General features: G+C 59.5%; 21 protein-coding genes. 9 read left to right on the forward strand and 12 right to left on the reverse strand.

What is annotated here, in order from left to right; translation table 11 throughout:
* Nucleotides 1–720 (reverse strand): PAS domain S-box protein, encoded by a 720-nt coding sequence (locus AAIL68_RS15770; protein ID WP_347140683.1) that lies wholly within the window; start codon nt 718–720, stop codon nt 1–3.
* Nucleotides 721–876: 156 nt separating this feature from the next.
* On the opposite strand from AAIL68_RS15770, the gene AAIL68_RS15775 reads away from it, so the two are divergent.
* The 3 genes from AAIL68_RS15775 to AAIL68_RS15785 are packed head-to-tail and all read left to right on the forward strand — an operon-like array spanning nt 877 to nt 2,281.
* Entirely contained in the window at nt 877–1,500 is a 624-nt protein-coding gene (locus AAIL68_RS15775; RefSeq protein ID WP_347140684.1) for an HWE histidine kinase domain-containing protein, read from the forward strand.
* Nucleotides 1,476–1,964, forward strand: coding sequence for a hypothetical protein (locus AAIL68_RS15780; RefSeq protein WP_347140685.1), 489 nt, complete (start codon nt 1,476–1,478; stop codon nt 1,962–1,964). The genes AAIL68_RS15775 and AAIL68_RS15780 overlap by 25 nt, the downstream gene beginning before the upstream one ends.
* Entirely contained in the window at nt 1,940–2,281 is a 342-nt protein-coding gene (locus AAIL68_RS15785; RefSeq protein WP_347140686.1) for a response regulator, read from the forward strand. Before AAIL68_RS15780 ends, AAIL68_RS15785 begins: the two co-directional genes overlap by 25 nt.
* Here AAIL68_RS15785 and AAIL68_RS15790 read toward each other — a convergent pair.
* The 3 genes from AAIL68_RS15790 to AAIL68_RS15800 all read right to left on the reverse strand — a co-directional run bounded on the left by AAIL68_RS15790 (nt 2,276) and on the right by AAIL68_RS15800 (nt 4,626).
* Complete coding sequence (locus AAIL68_RS15790; protein WP_347140687.1) at nt 2,276–3,109, reverse strand: helix-turn-helix domain-containing protein; 834 nt, start codon at nt 3,107–3,109, stop codon at nt 2,276–2,278. The two genes, AAIL68_RS15785 and AAIL68_RS15790, sit on opposite strands and share 6 nt — an antisense overlap.
* Before the next feature lie 726 nt (nt 3,110–3,835).
* Nucleotides 3,836–4,054 (reverse strand): hypothetical protein, encoded by a 219-nt coding sequence (locus tag AAIL68_RS15795; RefSeq protein WP_347140688.1) that lies wholly within the window; start codon nt 4,052–4,054, stop codon nt 3,836–3,838.
* Nucleotides 4,055–4,452: 398 nt separating this feature from the next.
* Nucleotides 4,453–4,626 (reverse strand): hypothetical protein, encoded by a 174-nt coding sequence (locus AAIL68_RS15800; protein ID WP_347140689.1) that lies wholly within the window; start codon nt 4,624–4,626, stop codon nt 4,453–4,455.
* Between the two features lie 178 nt (nt 4,627–4,804).
* Between AAIL68_RS15800 and AAIL68_RS15805 the strand changes: the two genes are divergently transcribed.
* Nucleotides 4,805–5,848 carry an IS5 family transposase gene (locus AAIL68_RS15805; RefSeq protein WP_207102474.1) on the forward strand — a complete coding sequence of 348 codons (1,044 nt, stop codon included), beginning with the start codon at nt 4,805–4,807 and terminating at the stop codon, nt 5,846–5,848.
* A 298-nt stretch (nt 5,849–6,146) separates the two neighbouring features.
* Nucleotides 6,147–8,171 carry a UPF0149 family protein gene (locus AAIL68_RS15810; RefSeq protein ID WP_347140690.1) on the forward strand — a complete coding sequence of 675 codons (2,025 nt, stop codon included), beginning with the start codon at nt 6,147–6,149 and terminating at the stop codon, nt 8,169–8,171.
* 286 nt (nt 8,172–8,457) lie between these two features.
* Here the strand turns inward: AAIL68_RS15810 and AAIL68_RS15815 are convergent, their stop codons facing one another.
* The 6 genes from AAIL68_RS15815 to AAIL68_RS15840 all read right to left on the reverse strand — a co-directional run bounded on the left by AAIL68_RS15815 (nt 8,458) and on the right by AAIL68_RS15840 (nt 15,343).
* A complete protein-coding gene (locus AAIL68_RS15815) occupies nt 8,458–8,892 on the reverse strand; it encodes a transposase (protein WP_347140691.1) in 435 nt (144 codons plus the stop codon).
* A 98-nt stretch (nt 8,893–8,990) separates the two neighbouring features.
* Nucleotides 8,991–10,022 carry a hypothetical protein gene (locus AAIL68_RS15820; protein WP_347140692.1) on the reverse strand — a complete coding sequence of 344 codons (1,032 nt, stop codon included), beginning with the start codon at nt 10,020–10,022 and terminating at the stop codon, nt 8,991–8,993.
* A gap of 47 nt (nt 10,023–10,069) precedes the next feature.
* On the reverse strand, nt 10,070–11,674 hold the full coding sequence (locus AAIL68_RS15825) for a restriction system-associated AAA family ATPase (protein WP_347140693.1): 1,605 nt from the start codon (nt 11,672–11,674) through the stop codon (nt 10,070–10,072).
* Nucleotides 11,671–11,883 carry a hypothetical protein gene (locus AAIL68_RS15830; RefSeq protein WP_347140694.1) on the reverse strand — a complete coding sequence of 71 codons (213 nt, stop codon included), beginning with the start codon at nt 11,881–11,883 and terminating at the stop codon, nt 11,671–11,673. The genes AAIL68_RS15825 and AAIL68_RS15830 overlap by 4 nt, the downstream gene beginning before the upstream one ends.
* The gene (hsdR, locus tag AAIL68_RS15835; protein WP_347140701.1) at nt 11,880–15,077 is read right to left on the reverse strand and encodes a type I restriction-modification system endonuclease; all 3,198 of its coding nucleotides are present in this window, start codon (nt 15,075–15,077) and stop codon (nt 11,880–11,882) included. Before hsdR ends, AAIL68_RS15830 begins: the two co-directional genes overlap by 4 nt.
* Before the next feature lie 56 nt (nt 15,078–15,133).
* Nucleotides 15,134–15,343 carry a hypothetical protein gene (locus AAIL68_RS15840; protein WP_347140695.1) on the reverse strand — a complete coding sequence of 70 codons (210 nt, stop codon included), beginning with the start codon at nt 15,341–15,343 and terminating at the stop codon, nt 15,134–15,136.
* A 36-nt stretch (nt 15,344–15,379) separates the two neighbouring features.
* Between AAIL68_RS15840 and AAIL68_RS15845 the strand changes: the two genes are divergently transcribed.
* Genes AAIL68_RS15845 through AAIL68_RS15855 form a run of 3 tightly spaced genes read left to right on the forward strand, consistent with a single transcriptional unit; the run spans nt 15,380 to nt 17,127 of the window.
* Nucleotides 15,380–15,643 carry a hypothetical protein gene (locus tag AAIL68_RS15845; RefSeq protein ID WP_347140696.1) on the forward strand — a complete coding sequence of 88 codons (264 nt, stop codon included), beginning with the start codon at nt 15,380–15,382 and terminating at the stop codon, nt 15,641–15,643.
* A 42-nt stretch (nt 15,644–15,685) separates the two neighbouring features.
* Nucleotides 15,686–16,885, forward strand: a complete 1,200-nt coding sequence (locus AAIL68_RS15850; protein WP_347140697.1) for a type IV secretory system conjugative DNA transfer family protein — start codon at nt 15,686–15,688, stop codon at nt 16,883–16,885.
* A complete protein-coding gene (locus AAIL68_RS15855; RefSeq protein WP_347140698.1) occupies nt 16,885–17,127 on the forward strand; it encodes a hypothetical protein in 243 nt (80 codons plus the stop codon). Before AAIL68_RS15850 ends, AAIL68_RS15855 begins: the two co-directional genes overlap by 1 nt.
* Before the next feature lie 3 nt (nt 17,128–17,130).
* On the opposite strand, the gene AAIL68_RS15860 is transcribed toward AAIL68_RS15855, so the two are convergent.
* Nucleotides 17,131–17,994 (reverse strand): Abi family protein, encoded by an 864-nt coding sequence (locus tag AAIL68_RS15860; protein WP_347140699.1) that lies wholly within the window; start codon nt 17,992–17,994, stop codon nt 17,131–17,133.
* Nucleotides 17,995–18,248: 254 nt separating this feature from the next.
* The gene (locus AAIL68_RS15865) at nt 18,249–18,662 is read right to left on the reverse strand and encodes an ATPase, T2SS/T4P/T4SS family (RefSeq protein ID WP_347140700.1); all 414 of its coding nucleotides are present in this window, start codon (nt 18,660–18,662) and stop codon (nt 18,249–18,251) included.
* A gap of 17 nt (nt 18,663–18,679) precedes the next feature.
* Between AAIL68_RS15865 and AAIL68_RS15870 the strand changes: the two genes are divergently transcribed.
* Nucleotides 18,680–18,942: hypothetical protein (locus tag AAIL68_RS15870; protein WP_347140702.1), on the forward strand; the 263-nt coding region annotated here is incomplete at its 3' end.

Here is an 18,942-nt window from a genome sequence, read left to right on the forward strand (position 1 = left end):
CTAGAAGACCAGTGCCAAGGGCGTGACGGCAGCCCGGCCGACCAGGACATCCTCAAGGGACAGATTGACCGGCGACGATCCCCCAAAAGGTTCCAGAATCGCCTCGAGAAGCCCACGCAAGGGCCGCTTCTCAAAGACAGTGCTGCCCTCTACGGAAGCAACCGGCGCTGTCAGGGAATGGGCAGCAGCCAGGGCCAGGAAACGGCCGCGCATCTGGGTGACCAGGTCCTCGCCCGTGGAGGTCTGCCGGGCACAAAGGTTCAGCAAGCCGCTGGCGATTGCGAAGCTGTTTCCGACCCGATGCTTCATCTCCGACAGGAGCAGGCGCTGTTGCTCGGCCGCACGATGCTGGGCGGTGATGTCCCGGGCGATCTTGGAGGCGCCGACGACTTGGCCGTGCCTGTCGCGGATCGGCGAGATGCTGACCGAGATCGGAAACAACTGGCCGTTCTTCTTGCGCCGGATTGTCTCGAAATGCTGGATGCGCTCGCCCCGGCGCAACCGGCTGATGAAGTCGACTTCCTCATGCTGCCGGTCCTCGGGGATGATGAGGGTGATGGACCGGCCCAGCACCTCATCGGAGCGGTAGCCGAACATGCGCTCTGCGGCGGGGTTCCAGCTCAGGATGATGCTGTTCAGGTCTTTGGCCACGATCGCATCGTTGGAGGCTTCGACGATTGCCGCGAAGTGCTGCTGCAGGTTCTCGTCCAGAAGCGACATGGTGATATCCCGATGAAAGCGCGCATCCGCAGTTGAAGCCCAAAGTGACAGCGTAAGACAAGAGCATGTTGCCGCACACGTCATCACCGACATGTCTCTATCCACCAAGGCGTTGAGCCGCTATGCTTTTTCATAAAGCGAGACGCTGGAGCAGCCATGGATCTTGATGAACTTTACCGCGTGCTGCGCGGTTCGCATGTCCAGGCTGTCAGCATCGTCAACACGCTGCGCGATCCGCTGGTGGTGCTGGATGACGCGTTCAGGGTCCTGACCGCCAACCCCGCCTTCTATGGAACCTTCTCGACCAGCCGGGACGAGACGATCGGGACGGCCCTGGCCGATCTTGGCGACGGCCAATGGAACATCCTCGAGTTGCGCCTTCTGCTGGAGCAGGTGATCCCCAGAAGCACCTCGGTCATCGACTACGAGGTGCGGGCTACGTTTCCCCAGATCGGCCCGCGCACCATGCTGGTCAGTGCCCAACGCCTGAGCCATCCCGACAATGGTAAACGCATTCTGCTCCTCACCATTGTGGATGCCACCGAGAAGCGTCAGGCCGATGCCGAGAAAGACATCCTCATCGGCGAGTTGAATCACCGCATCAAGAACCTGATGGCCGTGACCCGGGCCATCGCCCGGCGCACCGCAGTGGAGGGACGCAGCGCGGGAGAGTATCGCGATGACTTCCTCGGCCGCTTTGATGCCTTGGGCCGGTCGCTTGCTGCGCGGTCTCGACCCGACAGACGGCGACGGATATGGCCGATCTGGTCCGCGCGGTGATGGAGCCTTACCATGAGGACACAAACGCCATCGCGTTGAAGGGCGTGACCGCTATTACCCTGCTGCCCAGGCGGGCGATGTCGCTGGGCATGATCCTGCACGAGATGGCTACAAACGCGCTCAACCATGGATCCTTGTCTGTCCCCGGCGGACACCTCGACATCGCCTGGAGCCTTTCCGAAGACGAGAAGGGGAACCCCGAGGTTCATCTGTCCTGGCAAGAAAGCCAGGGGCCAGACACCTCACCGCCGGAAGGAACGGGATTTGGCACGCGGCTGATCCGGTTTGCCATCCAGCATGAACTCAGGGGCCAGGCGGAACTGAGCTACCAGCGAGACGGTTTGGTAGCTGATCTGAAGTTTCCTCGGTATCAGTCCAGTCCTGCAAGGCGTCCATGTCTGACAAGTCCCCTCAGCGACTTCTGGACGGCCGCGCTTCGGTGCTGGTCGTCGAGGACGAGATGAAGATCGCCCTCGATATCCAGATGATGCTCGAGGACAATAGCTATCAGGTCTTGGGACCGGCGGGATCGGTGGAAAGCGCCCTGCGGCTTCTCGAGGACATCCGCCCCGATATCGCAGTGCTTGACGGCAACCTGCGCGGCCGTCCGGTGGTGCCGGTCGCCCAGCGGCTGCGCAGCCTGATGATCCCCTTCGTGCTCTCCTCCGCCTATGACCTCTTCACCTTCGAAGGTAGCGAGGCTCTGGCCGGGGCGGAGAATGTCCAGAAACCCGTCTCTGAGGGGCGCCTGATCGCCGCATTGCAGCGGGCGCTATTATAGGGAAATGCTCCGGGCGCATCCCGGACCACAGGCTGGGATCAGTTCCCAGACCGTACGGAGGGTTTCCTCATGGTTGGAGCGCCGCACTTGTGTGTGGCAGGGCGGGTCAGTTTCAGGCGCATGGCCTCCAGTTCCGCAACCGCAGGCAGAGGAACCGAGGCAGGGGTCTTGGGTGCATTGGCCACCGGATGCGAAATCAATGCACGTCCCGAGGTGGCGCGGAAGAACAGGTAGAGGCCGGACTTCGCGCCGGTCAGGATCGTGTCCCTGAAAGACTGAGGGTTCGCGCCATAGCTGGATCCACCCTGACACTTCTTCCCACCTGTATCCAATGCCCCAGAGCGTGATAATACGCTCATCCTTGGGCAGGACCCGACGCAGTTTCGTGATCGCAACGGTCACCGAGGAGTAGGAACTTGGCTGCCCGGCTTTATGTGCCATAGCTGCTCCTAGCTGATCCTTGGATAGAGAGCGTGGGAAAGCTCGCCGCAAGGCCGCGTACACCTTCGCAGTGCTGGGCTCGATGCCAAACCGGTGCATCAGATCAGCTATCTCGCTATCACTGCCGAGCATTTCTTCAAGGATGAACAGCAAATGCTCCCGCGCTTCCCGTTCGCTCATGTCCTGTATCTGCTCGCGGATTGTCTGGATGGTTGGTTTCGCGCGAGCGATCTCGATGCCCTCGCGTTTGGCGATCTGCCGTACCGTCGCCACATGATGAATGCCCAGGACGTCCGCAATCTGGGGCGCCCCATGTCCTCGCTCTGCCAATTCGGCCACTGCGCTGGCGTCATACTTGCGGAGGCGGTTAGTATTGCGGCTCGTCAAAGCACTTTCCTTCCGGATGATGTCCAGCCGAGCCCAATGGGAGGCCTTCGATGGCCCTGCAGGGAAACGCCTAACTGAAGGCTCTGAAGGGTAGGAAGGCTGGCAGATTTGCCTCAAATTGACACCCAGACTGCAGATACTCTTCATCAACGCTATGTTCAACTTCAGATTGTGCAAGCTAAAATCGTTGTAACGCATTCTGTTCCAGCCGCTCTCATCTATGCTCGCAGCCTCTCGTCAGAGTTGAGGAATTCCCGGCACGGATCACTGACGAGCTTGGCCGCCAGCCAAGCGCTTCCTGGGTGACAAAGCCTTTGATGCCAACTGGTTGCACAATGGCCTGAAAGACCGTGGCACCCGACCCGGCATCCTGTCGCGAAAGAAGCGCCAGATACCGGCGAGTTACAACAAGCGCCTCTGCCGGAAGCGAAGCCGCATCGAGGCTGCCTTCGGCCGCCGAAAGAACTGGCGCGTCATTGCTAGCTGCTATGAAAGATCCGGAGACCTCATCCTCGCAGCCATTGCCATATTCTAGCTCGGATGTTTATAGGGACTGTTCTTGGCGTAGAGTACTAATAAACTACTATTTTCCAATTCTCTTTGCTGTACGTGATTAAAATCAATCTAAGGCCGACAAGAGGACTTTATTCTTTCAGAACTATTGGAACTTAATCCACAACTCCATGTTGAAATACACTAACCTCCCTGTTGGACTCTCGCCCCGCCTCAACCGGCGGGGCTTTTTCGTGGGCATGTCGAGAAATCTTGAGCAGTCCACAGGAACAGCGGAAATGCATCGGGGATAACCATGATCGGAAGCTTTGAAGCGGCCTTGTCAAAGTTCCGTTCAGAAAGGACAGCCTTCCCCGTGGGAGAGCTTTCTCCAACCTTTTCATAAAGAGCGCGATAGGCCGCGTTGTGCTGATAGGCCCGTAAGGCGTCCATAATCGATGTCCATTCCTCTCTCGCGATTCAGGATCATAGAAGGAGGAAGAAATTTGGTGTTGCCAAGAATACATTTTAAGACTTCCGACAAAAAATTCGAGGCTTTTAAAGGCCTGCTTGCAAGAAGCGTATTCAGAAAGCCAGGGTTGTTGTGTTAACTATCCGACAGTTGAGCCTGCTCCAGCTTGCCCTGCAGTTGTTTTATGCGAGTTCCTGCGGATCTATCTCCGAGGTCTGAACCTTGTTTGAAAAGTCAAAACTGCGCTATGTCTACAACTCGGCGCGGTGAGAACAGACGATGGGCAGTGGAATAGATTAAGTAAATTGGCTCATCGGTGAGCAAGGATGGTGCTTTAACCGAAATTAGCCCTTCAACTTGCGTCGCTGCGCAGCGTGGCTCAGCGCCGCTTGTTTCTGCTGGTGCGGGCTAACCGCATCATGGCTGCACCGAATGTCAAAGGTGTCGTGACCACGGCCAGCCGGGGTGCTGCAAGTTCGGGAGTTTCAAGAGGCAGCGTTTGCTCACGGCTTTCCGAGAACTGGGGCGCTTCGATCTGTTCCTGGTCAAGCACGACGAACTCCGGTTCTTGTAAGTAAGTGAAGGAGCGCCTGAGGCGCGAGGAGGAAACGGTCCGTCGTCAAAACCGGTGCCATCACAAGGCCGTAAGATCATAAGGGCACCTCGAAAAATTGCGCTAACCGGGCCGCCGGGGTAGGACGCACGGGGCATTCGGCTGCTGGAGCGTGACGATGGCGCAGATGGGTTTCTTTGATCTTTCGGACCGCTACGTGAGCCTAGACGCCAAGAAGGACCCGCTGGTCGAGATCGACGCCATTGTGCCCTGGGAGGAGTTCCGACCGACGCTGGAGCGGGTTTGGCGCAAGCCGGAGGCGGAGCGCAAATCGCGGGCGGGGCGCAAGCCCATGGACGCGGTGGTGATGTTCAAGACGCTGGTGTTGGGTGCCCTCTACAACCTGTCCGACGACCAGATCGAGTATCAGGTCCGCGACCGGCTGTCCTTCATGCGGTTCCTTGGTCTGGGGCTGGAGGACCGCGTGCCCGATGCAAAGACTGTCTGGCTTTATCGCGAGGGGCTGGCACAGGCGGGCATGGTCGAGGCGCTGTTTCAGCAGTTCGACGGCTATCTGGCGCGGCAAGGCTACATCGCGCGGGGCGGCCAGATCTTGGATGCCTCCATCGTGCCGGTGCCGAAGAACCACAACACGCGAGATGAAAACCGGGCGATCAAGGCCGGCGAGGAGCCCGTGGGCTGGGCCGAAAAGCCCGCCAAGCGATCGCAGAAGGACGTGGATGCCCGCTGGACCAAGAAGCACGGGAAATCCCACTACGGCTACAAAAACCACGTCAACGTGGACCGCCAGCACAAGCTGGTGCGCCGTTACCACGTCAGCGATGCGGCCCTGCATGACAGCCAGGCAGTGGATCATCTGCTGATGCGGGGCAACACTGGCGCAGGGGTCTGGGCTGATCCGGCGTATCGGTCCGTAGAGATGGAAGCCAGGCTGCGCGCGTGCAAGCTGAAGAGCCACATCCACCGCAAGGGCAAGCGAGGCAAGCCACTGACTGAACAAGGCAAGGGCAGCAATCGCACGAAATCCTCGGTGCGCGCACGGGTCGAGCATGTCTTCGGCGCGCAGACCAACGACATGGGCGGCACGCTGTTGCGCACCATCGGCCTGGTGCGGGCGAAGGCCAAGATTGGGATGAAGAACCTCGCCTACAACATGCGTCGCCTCGTCCAGCTGCGCCGCCTGAACCCCTGCCCAGCGTGATCCGGGGCGCCGAAGTCAGCCCCCAAGGGCCGAAAGGCGGCGCAGTCCTCCGCCCGTAAAGCCCGCGAAGCCAACACGCCACACCCTGCCCAGACACGTCATGTGTTCCTCAAGCCGTCGAACCGCCAAAGAACAGGGCAAGCGGTCAAAAATCGAGGTGCCCATAAGTTGAGAAGGCAGACACAATTAGGCGACGCTGTTGTACGTACCACAACCCTCGCTGTGTACGAGGCAGCGCCAGGCCCTGGATTAGCGTTACGACGTTGACCGGATATGCATGGTGCCATAACCCTGCCGTATGACCGATAGGATCGCCGCCCTGATCGCCGCCATTGCTGACGCCTCTGACGATCAGAAGCGCACATACCTGTTGCGCCAGGCTGCAAGATCCCTGCTTTCTCAACCTGCAGCCATGGCGGAGGTTGCCAAAGCCGCACTGGACCCTGAAGACAGCGCCTCGGCGCAGGCCGCGGTAACATTGCTGTCCTGCGCGCTCGACGAGGCCCGCATGGCGGTGGAGAACGACACACCGGAAGGCGACGCACTCATCGCGTCCGTTGCTACCACGCTGATGGCGCAGGACGCTGCTTGTCCCATCGCGCCTGTGCTGCGCCTGCGCTTGGCGCAAGCCTATGCCCGCGCCGGTCTCCCGCCACCGCCCTTTACCATTCTGACCCCGGAGGTCATGGCGGGCGCAGTGCCTCCCGGAGAAAAGCTGCCTGATCTCGGCGAGCTGCTCGACCCAATCCTGAGGGACCTCGGCGACACGCCTCTGCAGGTCCATGCCGCAGTTTCCGAACTCCTGGCCGGCCTTCCTTCCGAGCCTGCAGCAATGTTGGTGTCGATGATCATCGCGCGCCCTGGCGTGGTTGAAGCCCACCTTGGGCTTTACTGGCTGCTCGACCAAAGGGTCGAGATCCGCCTGGCTGCGGCAACGGCCCTGCTGGCCCGGGCGGAGGCGGGAATGCTGCCTTCGGAGCTTGCTGCTCTGTTCCCTGCAATCCGCAAATGGCTCCCCGATGGCCCGGCGCGTGCCGCCCTCGATGCGGTGATCCGGCGACAAATGCGGGATGGCGGTCTGCAAGGCCAAGTCTCCGCCGCGACTATTCACCGGGCAGCCGCGAGCCTGCCTGACGGGGCAGGGGCCCAAAGCCTGATCGCGGCCTTCCAGCAAGGCAGCCGCCGCGGCATCGCCATGGCGATGCTGAAACAGGGCCATGGGGTCAAGGACGCCTTTGTTATCCCCTGTGCCAGTGCAAGCGAGCAGAAGCGGAAGCTGGCCAGCATCCTGGACGAAATCGAGACCTTCGATATTCCACCCGCAGCATTGGCTGACGGATTGGCGCGGGGCCTGGGTGAGGGCTTGGCTCTGAACCTCCTTTGCGCCCCTGGCCTGGTGGAATGGGCGGAGCTCTTGGGCTTGGATGCACTCACCCCCGCTGCGGGCGACGCCAAAGCCATTCTCATGGCCATCGGCGGCACGGATGCCCTGCCGCCATCCAGCCGTGCTGCGCTCGTCAAGGCCAGTGCAGACTGGATGGACCGCTTCGACCAGAGCGACGCCTGGTTTGAGGACACGGCCGATCTGCGGGCCGCCATGTCCCGCGCCCGGACCGAAAAAGGACAGGAGGCAGCGGTCTGGAAACATCTGGAAACTCGCCGGGAATGGTGGGCGCGGCTCTTTGCGGTTTCGGCGGCCACCCTGAAGGCCGCGGGCGAGCAGGAGTTCTGGGCGTCCTTCGCGGCGGTGGCGCAGGGGCTGCTTGACGGGTCCTCCCTGAAACGGATCCCGGTCATGGCCGACATCGTCGATATGACATTGGAGGCGTTCGATGCACGCGAAGGGAACACTCCATCGTTGACGGCCCCTGGCGAAATCGGCGCGCTGCTCGCCCATGCGGGAATAACGGAAGCCTATCTTCAAGGATATCTCGTGGCCCTTGCCGTGGCGCCCCGAGAACCCTCTCCGGAGGCATGGCTGGGCCCTCTCCTGGGGGGGATTGAGTTTCCGGGGGAGGGAGCGGTCAACCAGCTGCTAGGCTTTGTGACGATACAAGCCGAGCTTGCCAGTGACGGAGCGAGTGACGCCAAGATGGTGGTGGAACGGCTTGACACCTTTGACGCGAAGGGCTTGCGGAATTGGGCGGCCGGATTTTCCGATCTTGTTTCGGCTTGCCCGCGCTCCTGGCGGGATAAATCACTCGCGGCCGACGACAAGCGCGTTCTGCGTGAGATCGAGGCGATTGCCAAGGGTGGCGACAATGCAGCCTTGCGCGCAGTTCTACCGGCCTGGATCGCTCGCCGGTATGCCTTGAGGCAGTAGGACCATTGCTACACGACAGAGCGGAGCCGGCCCTTTGCCGCCGGTCGGCATCGAGATCTGCTGCATTGCGGCAGTCTCCAAAGCCGCCCTGTGAGGAGTGACGCAGCAAAACACGCGGGGGAGTTGTGAGCCGCGCGATGTAGGACATGGTGAAACTCAGACTGTCACGCAGAACTGGTCGAGTCCAAACATTTCCTGAACCACTAGCGCCAGCCCGTCGACCCCTTGCGAAAGTCCGCCGGGCGCATCGCCACATAAACCTTCACCGGCCCGCCCTGACCGAGCATCATGACATCGACGCCCGCGTCGCGAGAATCGACCAGGTAGGCAGAACCTCAGCGGGACCTGCGCCGACGCGGATCACGACATCGCCGACAACGATGTCCACGCCGCTGCTGCCCTCCGTCTCCGCCGGCATCTCCGGTGCGGCGCACTCGACGACCAGTTCTGCAAACATCGCCTGGGCCTCCACGCTCTCGGGCAAGACAAGCTGCCCCGACCGCAGCTTCCTCCGCCAGTCATAAACCTGCCTGCGCGTCCTGTGCCGCCGCGCAACATCGGGCACCGAAGTTCCCGGCACTAGGCTCTCCGCCGCAATCTGCGCCCGCTCCGACTTCGTGCGTCGTCGACGTCCGTTCGGCCTCTCGATCACTTCCAGCCGCGAAACACCACCATCCGCGCAGCCGTCCAAATGGCCGCCAATTTTGCCGTCTCGTTTCAAGCCAACACCTCCGACGTTCATGCGCCGGAGATTAGCCCGTTCAGGTCACCACTGGTACGAGGGGATTAGTCGCGCATGCGAATGAAAGGATGGAAAGCTCAAACTGCATACTCAACAAAGCCATAAAGCCATTCACCCACGTCATTTCCGATTTCAGGACTGGCACAAGCGGCTTCAACCACCCGAAATGCCTCAGCTTTGAGAAAAGCTCTGTCTTCGAATTTTCCCTGAATGACATTGTTTATGTATCGCGGCAGCTGTTGAACCATAAAGTTTGGCGTGTGATCTCGCCCATGTTCTCGTACGAACCATGTTGCAAAGCTCTCGATCCACGAATGAAAGTCCGCGTCCAAAGTGGACAGATACCGTGACTTAACTTTGTAAACTGCATCCCAAGTGTTTGCCTGAAGGTGAGGGCCGCCGAGGAAGGTTACAAGCCATTGTGGCATCCTTCTTCCACGAACTATGTTTCCTGCCCCCCAGACACTTCCTTGCAAGCTCAGAATGTACGTTGGGCCAGCATATGGATCGGAACAAACCCGTCTTCCCCCGGCATCATCAGAAAGCACATCTGCCGCACCTTTGTAGGTAGAGTTGCACTCATGACAGGCAGGTGGCAAATTCCTTAAGTCGGCCGCCGCAAAAGGATAATGTGAAATTGCCATAAGATGATCGAGAGCGTTTCTTGGTGCCCCATAAGGGCGAAAGTAGTTGAGCCCGCAGAATGGGCACGTTCTTATTCTCGAATTATGAATATGCTGGTAGTGAGTATCTCGAAGGCACCTATCACCCTCAAGGATCTCACTGAGCTGACCAAACAAATAGTCACCCAAACTATCTGCACTCTGCCTGATCGACTCAGGAAGCTGACTCAGTTTAAGGCAGGGCAGTGCGTCGGAAAAAACTGCAGGTAGTTCAGTCTGCCGCGAAATTGCATGGCGCACGGCCTGCCTACCTGCGGCATCAAGATGAGAATATTCTTGCCAAAATGAATCGAGTTTGGGTTTGAGGCCGCGCCTACGACGCAATACCTCGCGCCTATCACCCGGTAAACAATCTGGCCAAGCCACAGGCTGACCGCCCGCATCTATGGCATCGATGCCCAAGATTAACGCTTCGATGACTTTCACATTAAGCCAATTGCAAGCCAATGCTGCGGGAGGAAATGAAAACAGCATTAAGCAATCTTATTTTTCAATTTACGAAGGTGGTCGGCGAGAACCGCTTTGCCGGTCGAAGGGCCGAGTTCCTGGAACCCAGCCTCGATCTTCTCGACGTCGTCGGATGCCAACAATTCTTCAATCTGCTTTTCGGCAATGAAGGAATTCGGCGGCCTAATATTGAAGCATGCCTCAAGGATGCGATCAAACGTCGCCCCGAATGTCTCGATACTAGGCTCCAAGATGTCAACTTTTCCAGTTTCTGCGTGTCGAGAAAAAAGCATCACTTGTTCTCGAGGCATGTCGGAAGGCACGAAGGGCGCATGTGTCGTTAATAGAACCTCTTGATTTCCCCGACTTCCCGTCATGTCGAGCAATCGCTGGAAAAACTTAACTCGCCAGATTGGATTGAAGTGGGACTCGGGCTCATCAAGTAAAAAAATGGCATTAATATCCCGAACCATCGCATAGGCACCAAGAATCAAGGCTTGTTGATGTTCTCCGTCCGACAACGAAACGTAGTCTACGGGCGATTCCGAGCGATCCTCGAGCCAAAACCTCACCTCTTCAAAGGCGAAAACCATTTGCTCTTGTTGGGGTTGCGGCGGTCTTGAGGCGAACTTTCTGTTTTTGATCTCCCGTTTGAGGCGCTCGCGGGTTGGCTTTGGAATTGCAAGGTCGTTGAGCAGGGCAAGCTTGTGCAAAGACTTGTAAAGCGCAAATGCGTTATCTTTCCAAAAGTGCCCGAACGCTTCTCGTGTCACGTCTGTTATGAAAAAATCGAACGTATATGTTTCGGTGCTGTCTTCCACGCTCCAGCAGGTCGCAATCCGTTTGAGACGATCAATGATCTCTTCCAATTCAGCGGTAAGCTGGATTCCTTTGCGGTTCGACTTTGCCACCTGCGATTTTGGTGCTTTCGGTACTACCGAATGGGCAAGACGAACAACGCAACGACAAGATGCCAGATCCCCGAGCTTGGCGTGACGCAAGATTTCTGTGCGCACGTCCTTTGACCCAAGCATGAGGTTGGAAAAAAGCACTTCGAGGTTCGTCGCATAATCTATCAGCATCAGTCGATTGTCTGGAATCGACTTGTCAGGATCGTTACCAAGCGCCGCTCTGGCGACATCATCAGCATATCCGCTGCGGCTGGACAGGAACGGCAAGCTCAAGGTCTCGTTGTCGCCCGATGTATAGCCGATGATCATCGATGGTAGGTACTTCCCGAACTCGGGCGTGCCAGCCTTTACGACTTCATCTTCGCCACGGATCAACTCGATAGGGCCAGCCTTCCGCCCCTTCATGGTCCGTACCAGCCGCACCGTCTCAGGCTTCTCGGCTCCCTCTGACGTCATCAAATAGGAAAGGTCGAACAAGACCTGTTCATTGGCGCTGCGGCGTTCCTCGCTTGGTGCGTGTTCGTGCCAGGCCGCCTGAAAAATTTCAGCAATCAATTGCAGGAACTGCGACTTGCCCGACCCATTGGGGCCGATGAGGCAAAGAGGTGCTAAAGGCTCGTTGGACCTTCCATCCGGCTCGCGGCCGAACCAGATCTCACAACCATCGAACAGCCCCCCTCCCGCTGCCGATTTCTCGATCTTGAGGCGCCTTAGTCTCATAACGTTGCCCGTTTCAGGCGCATGCGCTCCTCAGTCTTGTCAAAGACCTGTTCCAGAACGGGCATCGTCCCGCCAAGAAGCTCGAACAGAGCATCGCGGAGATCATCGTGGGGCATTAATACCCGTTTGGCGACATCCTCGAATGGCAGACCGTTTTCTGGCCAACTGCTGCTGTCTGCGATCAGGCGGTCTCTCGGGGTCTCTGTCATGGCGTATACTTCCGTGCGTTTTTGGCGCGTCTTCTTCGGTGCGTTGGCGCGAGCTTCGCGGATACGCTCGAGTAGTGCGCTGGCCGATTCATCGTTCGGGTTCTGGGGGACGAGCTCGCCCGCGAATGCCTTTGCGAAGATCCGACGGTCCAGTCGGTCGACCAGTTTCCGAACCTTGTCGGCCTCCGCTGCGACACGTTCCACCATTCCGAAACCGTCAGCGCGGCGATCTGGTTCTGGTTGTTCTTCACGAAGGACCGGAATGTGTCCAGGAAGTCTTCGGGCTTTTCATACTGACCATAGCCAGTGGTGACGGCGTGCATGCTGTCTTCGTGGTGCGAGATTGGGATCAGGTTCGGCCCCGAGCCGTCCGGGTTCCAGTCAAGGATCTTGCCAAGGCCCGCGTATTTCTTTGCATGGGCGGCGGCGTCGCTCGGTGATCCTTGGCGCAGCCGGTCACGGAGTTGTTCGACCGTTTCGCCGGTCAGGTCTTCGACCATCTGTGCAACCTTGCTGGTCAGTTTGCGCAGCTTACGGTGCAGCTTGGTCAGGACCTGATCGCGGACGAGTTCACGCTGGTCTTCCTCGGTCACGGTGGCCAGTTCATCGAACAGCTGTTCGAAGGTCAGTTTCGGATTGCTGGCAACCGGCTTCATCTGTGTAAGGTCTTGAAGGGTGGCGTAGAGGTCGACGGCATCGAAGATACGGAAGACCTCTTTGTCGATATCATCGCAGCGGCGGGTGGCCCGGCCGAGCATCTGTTCATAGAGGATGCGGCTGTTCACGCGGCGGATGAAGACGAGGTTCGTGATCTTCGGCACGTCGATGCCCGTGGTCAGCAGGTCCACCGTCACGGCGATCTGCGGAAAGGCATCATTGCGGAATGACCGGATCAGGGTGCCGACCTTGTCCACGCTGCCAGTGATCTTGCGGATGACGGCATCTTCAATCGACCCATATCGCGCGGCGAAGGCCTTTTTAAGTTCGTTCACGACGATGTCGGCATGCGCATCTGTCGCGGCAAAAACGAGGGTTTTCCCTTCAAGGCTGGGGTCAATGTGTTTGGCCAGTTCTTCCGCGATGACCTGATTGAAGGGTTGGGTGATGACCGTGCGGTTGAAGGCTTCGACCTGAAAGCTGAGCTCATCCGGGGCGGTTGCGTTCTGCACCTCGCCTGTCTGACTATCCAGAAGCTCGACGTCTTCACCCGCCTCAAATGTGATACCGGCCTTGGCAAGTGCAGTCTGGAAGCGGATCGGGGGTTCGTGGTCGATCAGCCAACCGTCAACCACAGCCTCGCGGTAAGTGTAGGTATAGATGGGGTCGCCGAAAATCTGGGCTGTGTGCAGTGCGGGGGTGGCTGTAAGACCGATCTTGACCGCGTCGAAGTGTTCCAGAACACGGCGATATTTCGAGACGTAATCCTCCTGCCCCCGGAAGCTCAGTTCAGCGTCCGACATCTCGCGGTCCAGCAAATAGCCACGGTGACATTCGTCGATCACCATCAGGTCATACTGACCGATGGGCGGGACATCTGAGGATTCGGCGTTGTAAAGCACCCGCTTCACAAGCCCTTGGATCGTGCAGATGTGAACGCGGGTCTCAGGGTCAGGCTTGATGTCCTCAAGCCCCTTAATGCCGAACAACTGGCCAAAGGTCTTTGGCCCTTCGATGGCCGTGCTCATGAATTCGTCGGTGGTCTGCGTCCCCAGGGCGGAACGGTCAACCACGAAGCAAATGCGCCGGAAACGCTTGGTGGCGAGCAGGCGATACAGCATCGCGATGGCCAGCTTGGTCTTGCCCGTTCCTGTAGCCATCGCCACAAGCATTTCGCGCTTTTCAGTGGCGAGTGTCTTCTCGACCTCGCGGATCGCCGCTTCCTGATAAGGGCGCAGGTCGAACCCGAAGTCAAAGGATCGGGCTTGCAATGCGGCTTGCGCCTTTTCCTTCTCCACTTCGAGCATGGAGATAAGTTCTTCCGGCCTGAACCACCCTGTGAGGGCGCGACGCAAATTGTTGGGCAGCCGCACGTCTCGGAACCAGATGCCGCTCTCAGTCTCCACCTGTTTCAGATAGGCGCGCCCATTCGTGGCAAAGACAAACGGAACAACAAAGCCGTCACCCCAAAGCTCTGAGTTAGGTTGCCACGAAAAACCCTTCGAATATCGCTCAGCCTGATCGACTGCCGCAGAAACGTTCTTCCGATACCGTTTGGCCTCGACGATGCCGACGCAAGTTTCTCCGACGAAGAGCGCGTAATCAGCTGGGCCGGACTGTGTAGGCCACTCCGCAATCGCCATGTGGCGACCTTTTGCGGGCCTCGTACCTTTGCCATGGCGCAAATCAACACTGTGGGCTTCCCAGCCCCGATCTCGCAGTTGCTGGTCAATCAGGGCGCGGGTGGCCTGTTCGTCCAGGTCGATTACACCAGCCACTTCGTTGGCGGCTGTCACGAAGGACATCTTGGCGGCAGGCGCTTGCCGTTGTGCTTGCTCCACGAAATCGCGCAGTTGACGATCTGCATCCTGCGCGAGGGCTTCCCAAGTTTTCCTTTCTTCTTGCTCCCTTAGGTGCCGCGCTTCAGCGGATTCCGCAGCCAAGCGTGCTTCCCGATGGGCTTCCTCTGCCTTTTGGGCTGCGCTCAATGCCTCGTTGCGCTCGGCGCGAAGGCGCTCAAGTTCTTGTTGGAGTTCTATGTTCGGGTTTTGTTGCGGCGAAGGCGGCAGGAATGGCCCTGCTGCAAAGTCTTTTTCGGCGGTGCTTGTTCGGATATGCCAGACCCCGAGTTGGACGGCCATTTTCAAGCATGCCAACGCCTCTCGGTGATTGCCTGCGCCATCGTGAACAGCGGCATTACCCAGTTTCCGGATGTGGTTCAGCACATCCAGAACCCGATCAGGGGCTGACCGTTCGTATTGGAGGCGGCGCAATACATCAGCTTGGGTTTCACCATCCTGCACATCAATTCCGACAAGAGCAGCATGTCGCCGTGTCAATCGCTCGCCAAATTGGCGCAGCTTAATCAAGCTCGTGCTTGGATCATCCTGAAAATAGCTCTCTGTGAGCCTGCCAAGGTTGGCGAGCTCACGGTCCAAACGGTCGAGGAACTCAAAGTTACTATGGCAATGATCCATTGTGAAATTTTTGCGCGGGCAGGTGTGAAAAAGCAACTCATCTCTGTCGTGCCGGAACACGATTCCCAAGGCTACTGCCAAGGCCGCGCCTTTTGCATCGCAACCTTCACCTCGACTTACCGCAGCATCCCGCCCGCTATAATCCCGTCCCGAACCCGGCCTATTGCCTGCCACCAGTTGTCATAACCACGCTTGGCGGCCTCGATCTGATGAAAGTGAACTGAGAAGTTGACCGGGCAGGCGAGGACGTAGATGGTTTTCCATTTGGCGCCCGGGCCCGGGCCACACACGCGGATGCGCTCGGTTCCCAAGACGATGGCCCCCATGCCATTCACCGCACCCCGCGCTCCCGCAGGCGGTGGATGGCGAGCCTCGCGGATGACCTGATTGGCGAGATCCGGCTGCGCCGCGTGGGCGGCAGGGCGCCGCGCGAGAGCGGGCTGGGCCAGGGGGGACGGCGGCGCAGCGAGGCAGGGGGGTCGTCCTTCTCGGCGCGGGCGCGCAATCTCTGGCGGGTGGGCCAGGGCTTGCGCACCTGGGAAGGCGGCATCCGCCAGTTCCTCATCGACGAACAGTGTGACCCAGACGTCATCGAAACCATCATGGCACACGAGAAAAACACCTGATCCAAGACGGCCCTCGGCGCATGCTTACGCTCCTGCGTGGTCATGGATGTGAAAGGCGATATCTTCGAGGCCACGGCCCGGCACCGCCAGGCGCAGGGCGACCGGGTGTTCCGCATAGCACCGTTTGACTTCGTGCACCCGTCACATCGTTACAACCCGCTCGAGCGGATTGCCCGGATCACGGATACCGACCAGCGGTTCACCGAGCTCTCGAAGCTCGCCAGCTATTTCCTGATCCCAAAGAACGAGAAGGGCGGCGCCTCGGACTTTATCGTGGGGGCGCGCCAGCTCTTCGTGGCCGGCGGCATGCTGGCCATCGAGCGCGGCACGCCGACGCTCGGAGCCATTGCCCGCATCCTCTTCGATACCGGCAACAAGGAGGCAGCCTACGCCGCCTTGGCAGCCGAGGCGCGCCACGCCCAGACAGCGACAATCTTTCGCAACTTCTCGGGCCATTCCGACCGCACGCTGTCCTCCTACGCCTCGGTTCTTGACGGCTCGGGCCTTGGGCTGTGGCTCAACCCCCGGATAGACAAGATCACGAGCGCCAACGACTTTTCGTGGGGCGACATCCGGCGGCGCCCGCATGCGGTCTATATCGTTGCCAACTCCGACGATATTCCGCCGCTTTCTCCGCTTCTGCGGCTGATGTTCGGAGAGTTGATCGCCACCATGCGCGCGCACATCCCCGATCCGACAACCGAGCCTTGGCCTGTACAGATCATCCTTGACGAGTTCGATCAGCTTGGCCCCATGCCGATCATCGTCCAGTCGCTGAAGCAACTGGCCGGTCACGGCGTACGCGTGTCGATCATCACCCAGTCGGTGCCGGGATTGGAAACCATCTATTCCGAGAACGAGCGGCTCTCGATCGAGTCTGCTGCCGGCATGAAGCTCTACATTGCGCCCAACGAGAAGAAGACCGCCGGCGAGGTGTTCGAGGCGCTCGGCAAGACCACCCGGATGTCGCTCAGCGACAGTTATTCGCAAGACGGGCAGGGGTTGCTGAAGCGGTCGGTCTCCCGGCGCAACGAGGAGCGCCCGCTCATGACCCCCGACGAAGTCCGCAGGCTCGATCCCGACAAGATCATCCTGATCCCCGAGAGGCAGAACCCGATCCTGGTGGACCGGATCGTCTACTGCAGGACGCCTGGTTCAAGACCATCATCGACGCGCAGAAGGGACCGCTCCCTTATCCCGATCCGATCCGGGCCGAACTGGACGCCCTGCGAGCCGAGGTGATGGCGTTGAAGGAGGACCGCATCCCCTATTCCGATGCCGAACCCAGGAGAGATGGCGCGGAGAGGTCCGAGACGGAGCCTCCCCTGGCGCAAGACGTTGCAGAGACTCATAAGGCCGAAGATGCTGTGCTCGATGAAGCCGATCTGAAGAAGGCTTCAGACAAGATGGACCGTTTTGACAGTAGGTTGCGGAGCAAGGCGAGGGATTGCCAGGAGCAGGCCAATCCGACGGTGTCGATATAGGGGTCACGGGCCGCCCCAGACACTTCGTTCCTGCCAATCTTCGGGAAATCCCATGGCACGCAGTTCCAGGTCCGACACTGTTTCCAGAAGGTCGATCAGGCGCGACCGCCAGGTGCTGTCCGTCCGCTGGCTGTCCAGGAGGTGAAGCAGGGCGACCATGACGTTGTAGAGCCTGTTGTCGGGTTGTGCCTGGCCGGTCGAGGTGTCGATTACCATGTCCCGGCCCCACCGCTTGACCCGCGGGACGCGCTTGACCAACCGCTTGTTCCACAATCTGGAGTGGTGCGCACAGATGTTGCGGACATAGGACAGGGCCTGCAGGACGCCGTCCGTAATCTCCACAGTCGGGAGGCCCAGATCGCGCGTCACGGCGGCCTTGATGGGAAGGTCCCTGGTGATCTGCACCCATCGGGACAGTTCCCCGAACGTCATCAGTTCGGTGACTGCCCAGAGCGGCGGCAGGTAGGGGTCCGTGTACTTGGTGCGGTAGTGGGCGATAAAGGTTTCGTCTGACTTTTCCGCCGAACGGGCCAGCTTTGCGAGAAGTTCGGTATGCACCCTGGCGCCCCGGAAAGCGGAGGCACGGAGATGGGCATGCGCACCGTGCGCATGGGCCAGATGATAGGTCCACCGCGAGCGCACATGGATCTCGACGCGTTCGATCGCCTCCAGAAGCAGGAGCCGCAGCTTGCGGTCGAAGACGTAGCGCTCAATGACCCGGTCGAAGGATGTTCCTTCGGCGAAGCGCTTGCTGCGGGTCTGACCAGGAGGGGGAGGCAACTCGAACGGCAGCCAATAGGCGCTCAGTCGATAGTAGCCGACGGTCTCAAGCCACGTCTCCGCCTCGGAGGTATTTCTTACCAGCATGCCACGCTGCCGAAGAAGCGCAACCTGATCACCTGTAAGAGTGGGGAGCTTTCCGAATTCCAAGAAGACGACGTCCGGATATAAGTAACCCCCCGGTATTGAGCTCGGCCTTTCGGCCGGTCGCCTGGGGGGTGTTGTTGAAATGAAGATGGCGATTTGCGCCGGGGATGTCAACCGTGCGGTCCCGTGTCGCAAACCTTATCCATCCCTTTTTATCCTCTCCGCTCTCCAGTTGCCGCTTGGGGGGGGGTACGTCAGGCGCTCTCCCCGTCGAGCCTCGGAAACCAGGTCTCCAGGATGCCCCGCCCGGTGCCGATCCGGCCGGTCTGCACGACGACATCGACGGATTGGAGAACGTAGTCATGGATCTCCGACAGCGTCAGCGGCATGCCCGCGCGCATCACCAGGAAGGCCAGCCGGTTGACGGCCTTGCGCGCGCTTGTGGCGTGGATGGTGGTGACGCTGCCCTCATGACCCGTGTTGATGGCCTCGAGGAAGGTGACCGCCTCGGTCCCCCGGAGTTCGCCCAGAATGATCCGGTCGGGGCGCAGGCGCAGGGTCATCTCCAGGAGCCTGCCCGCCGAGCGAGGGGAGGCCTCCGTGCGATCGGCGATCAGGCTGACCGTATTCTCCTGGGTTGGAAGCAGTTCTGTCGCATCCTCGATCAAGGCCAGGCGAGGCGGACATGCTCCGCAAAAGCATGGCCACTTTCAAGTTCACCGGCGGGGTAAGCGCCTTCAAGGACAAGCTCGTCTCGGGCATGGTGGCCCGCGGCTACGATCCCGACTTCGCCGAGCGCACCTTCCGCCAGCTCGAGGGCTTTGGCTCCTACGGCTCCGGGTGCCGGTCGCTAGCCTCACCCGCATTGCAGAGGCGGATGGGTTCAGGCCCTCGCTCGGGCTCAGCCGCCGCGAGGCGCTTTGGGCCATTAAGGGGCTGGGGCCGGAA

Origin of the sequence: Paracoccus sp. SSK6 (assembly GCF_039770665.1) — a bacterium.
In the GTDB taxonomy this organism is placed as follows: Bacteria; Pseudomonadota; Alphaproteobacteria; order Rhodobacterales; family Rhodobacteraceae; genus Paracoccus.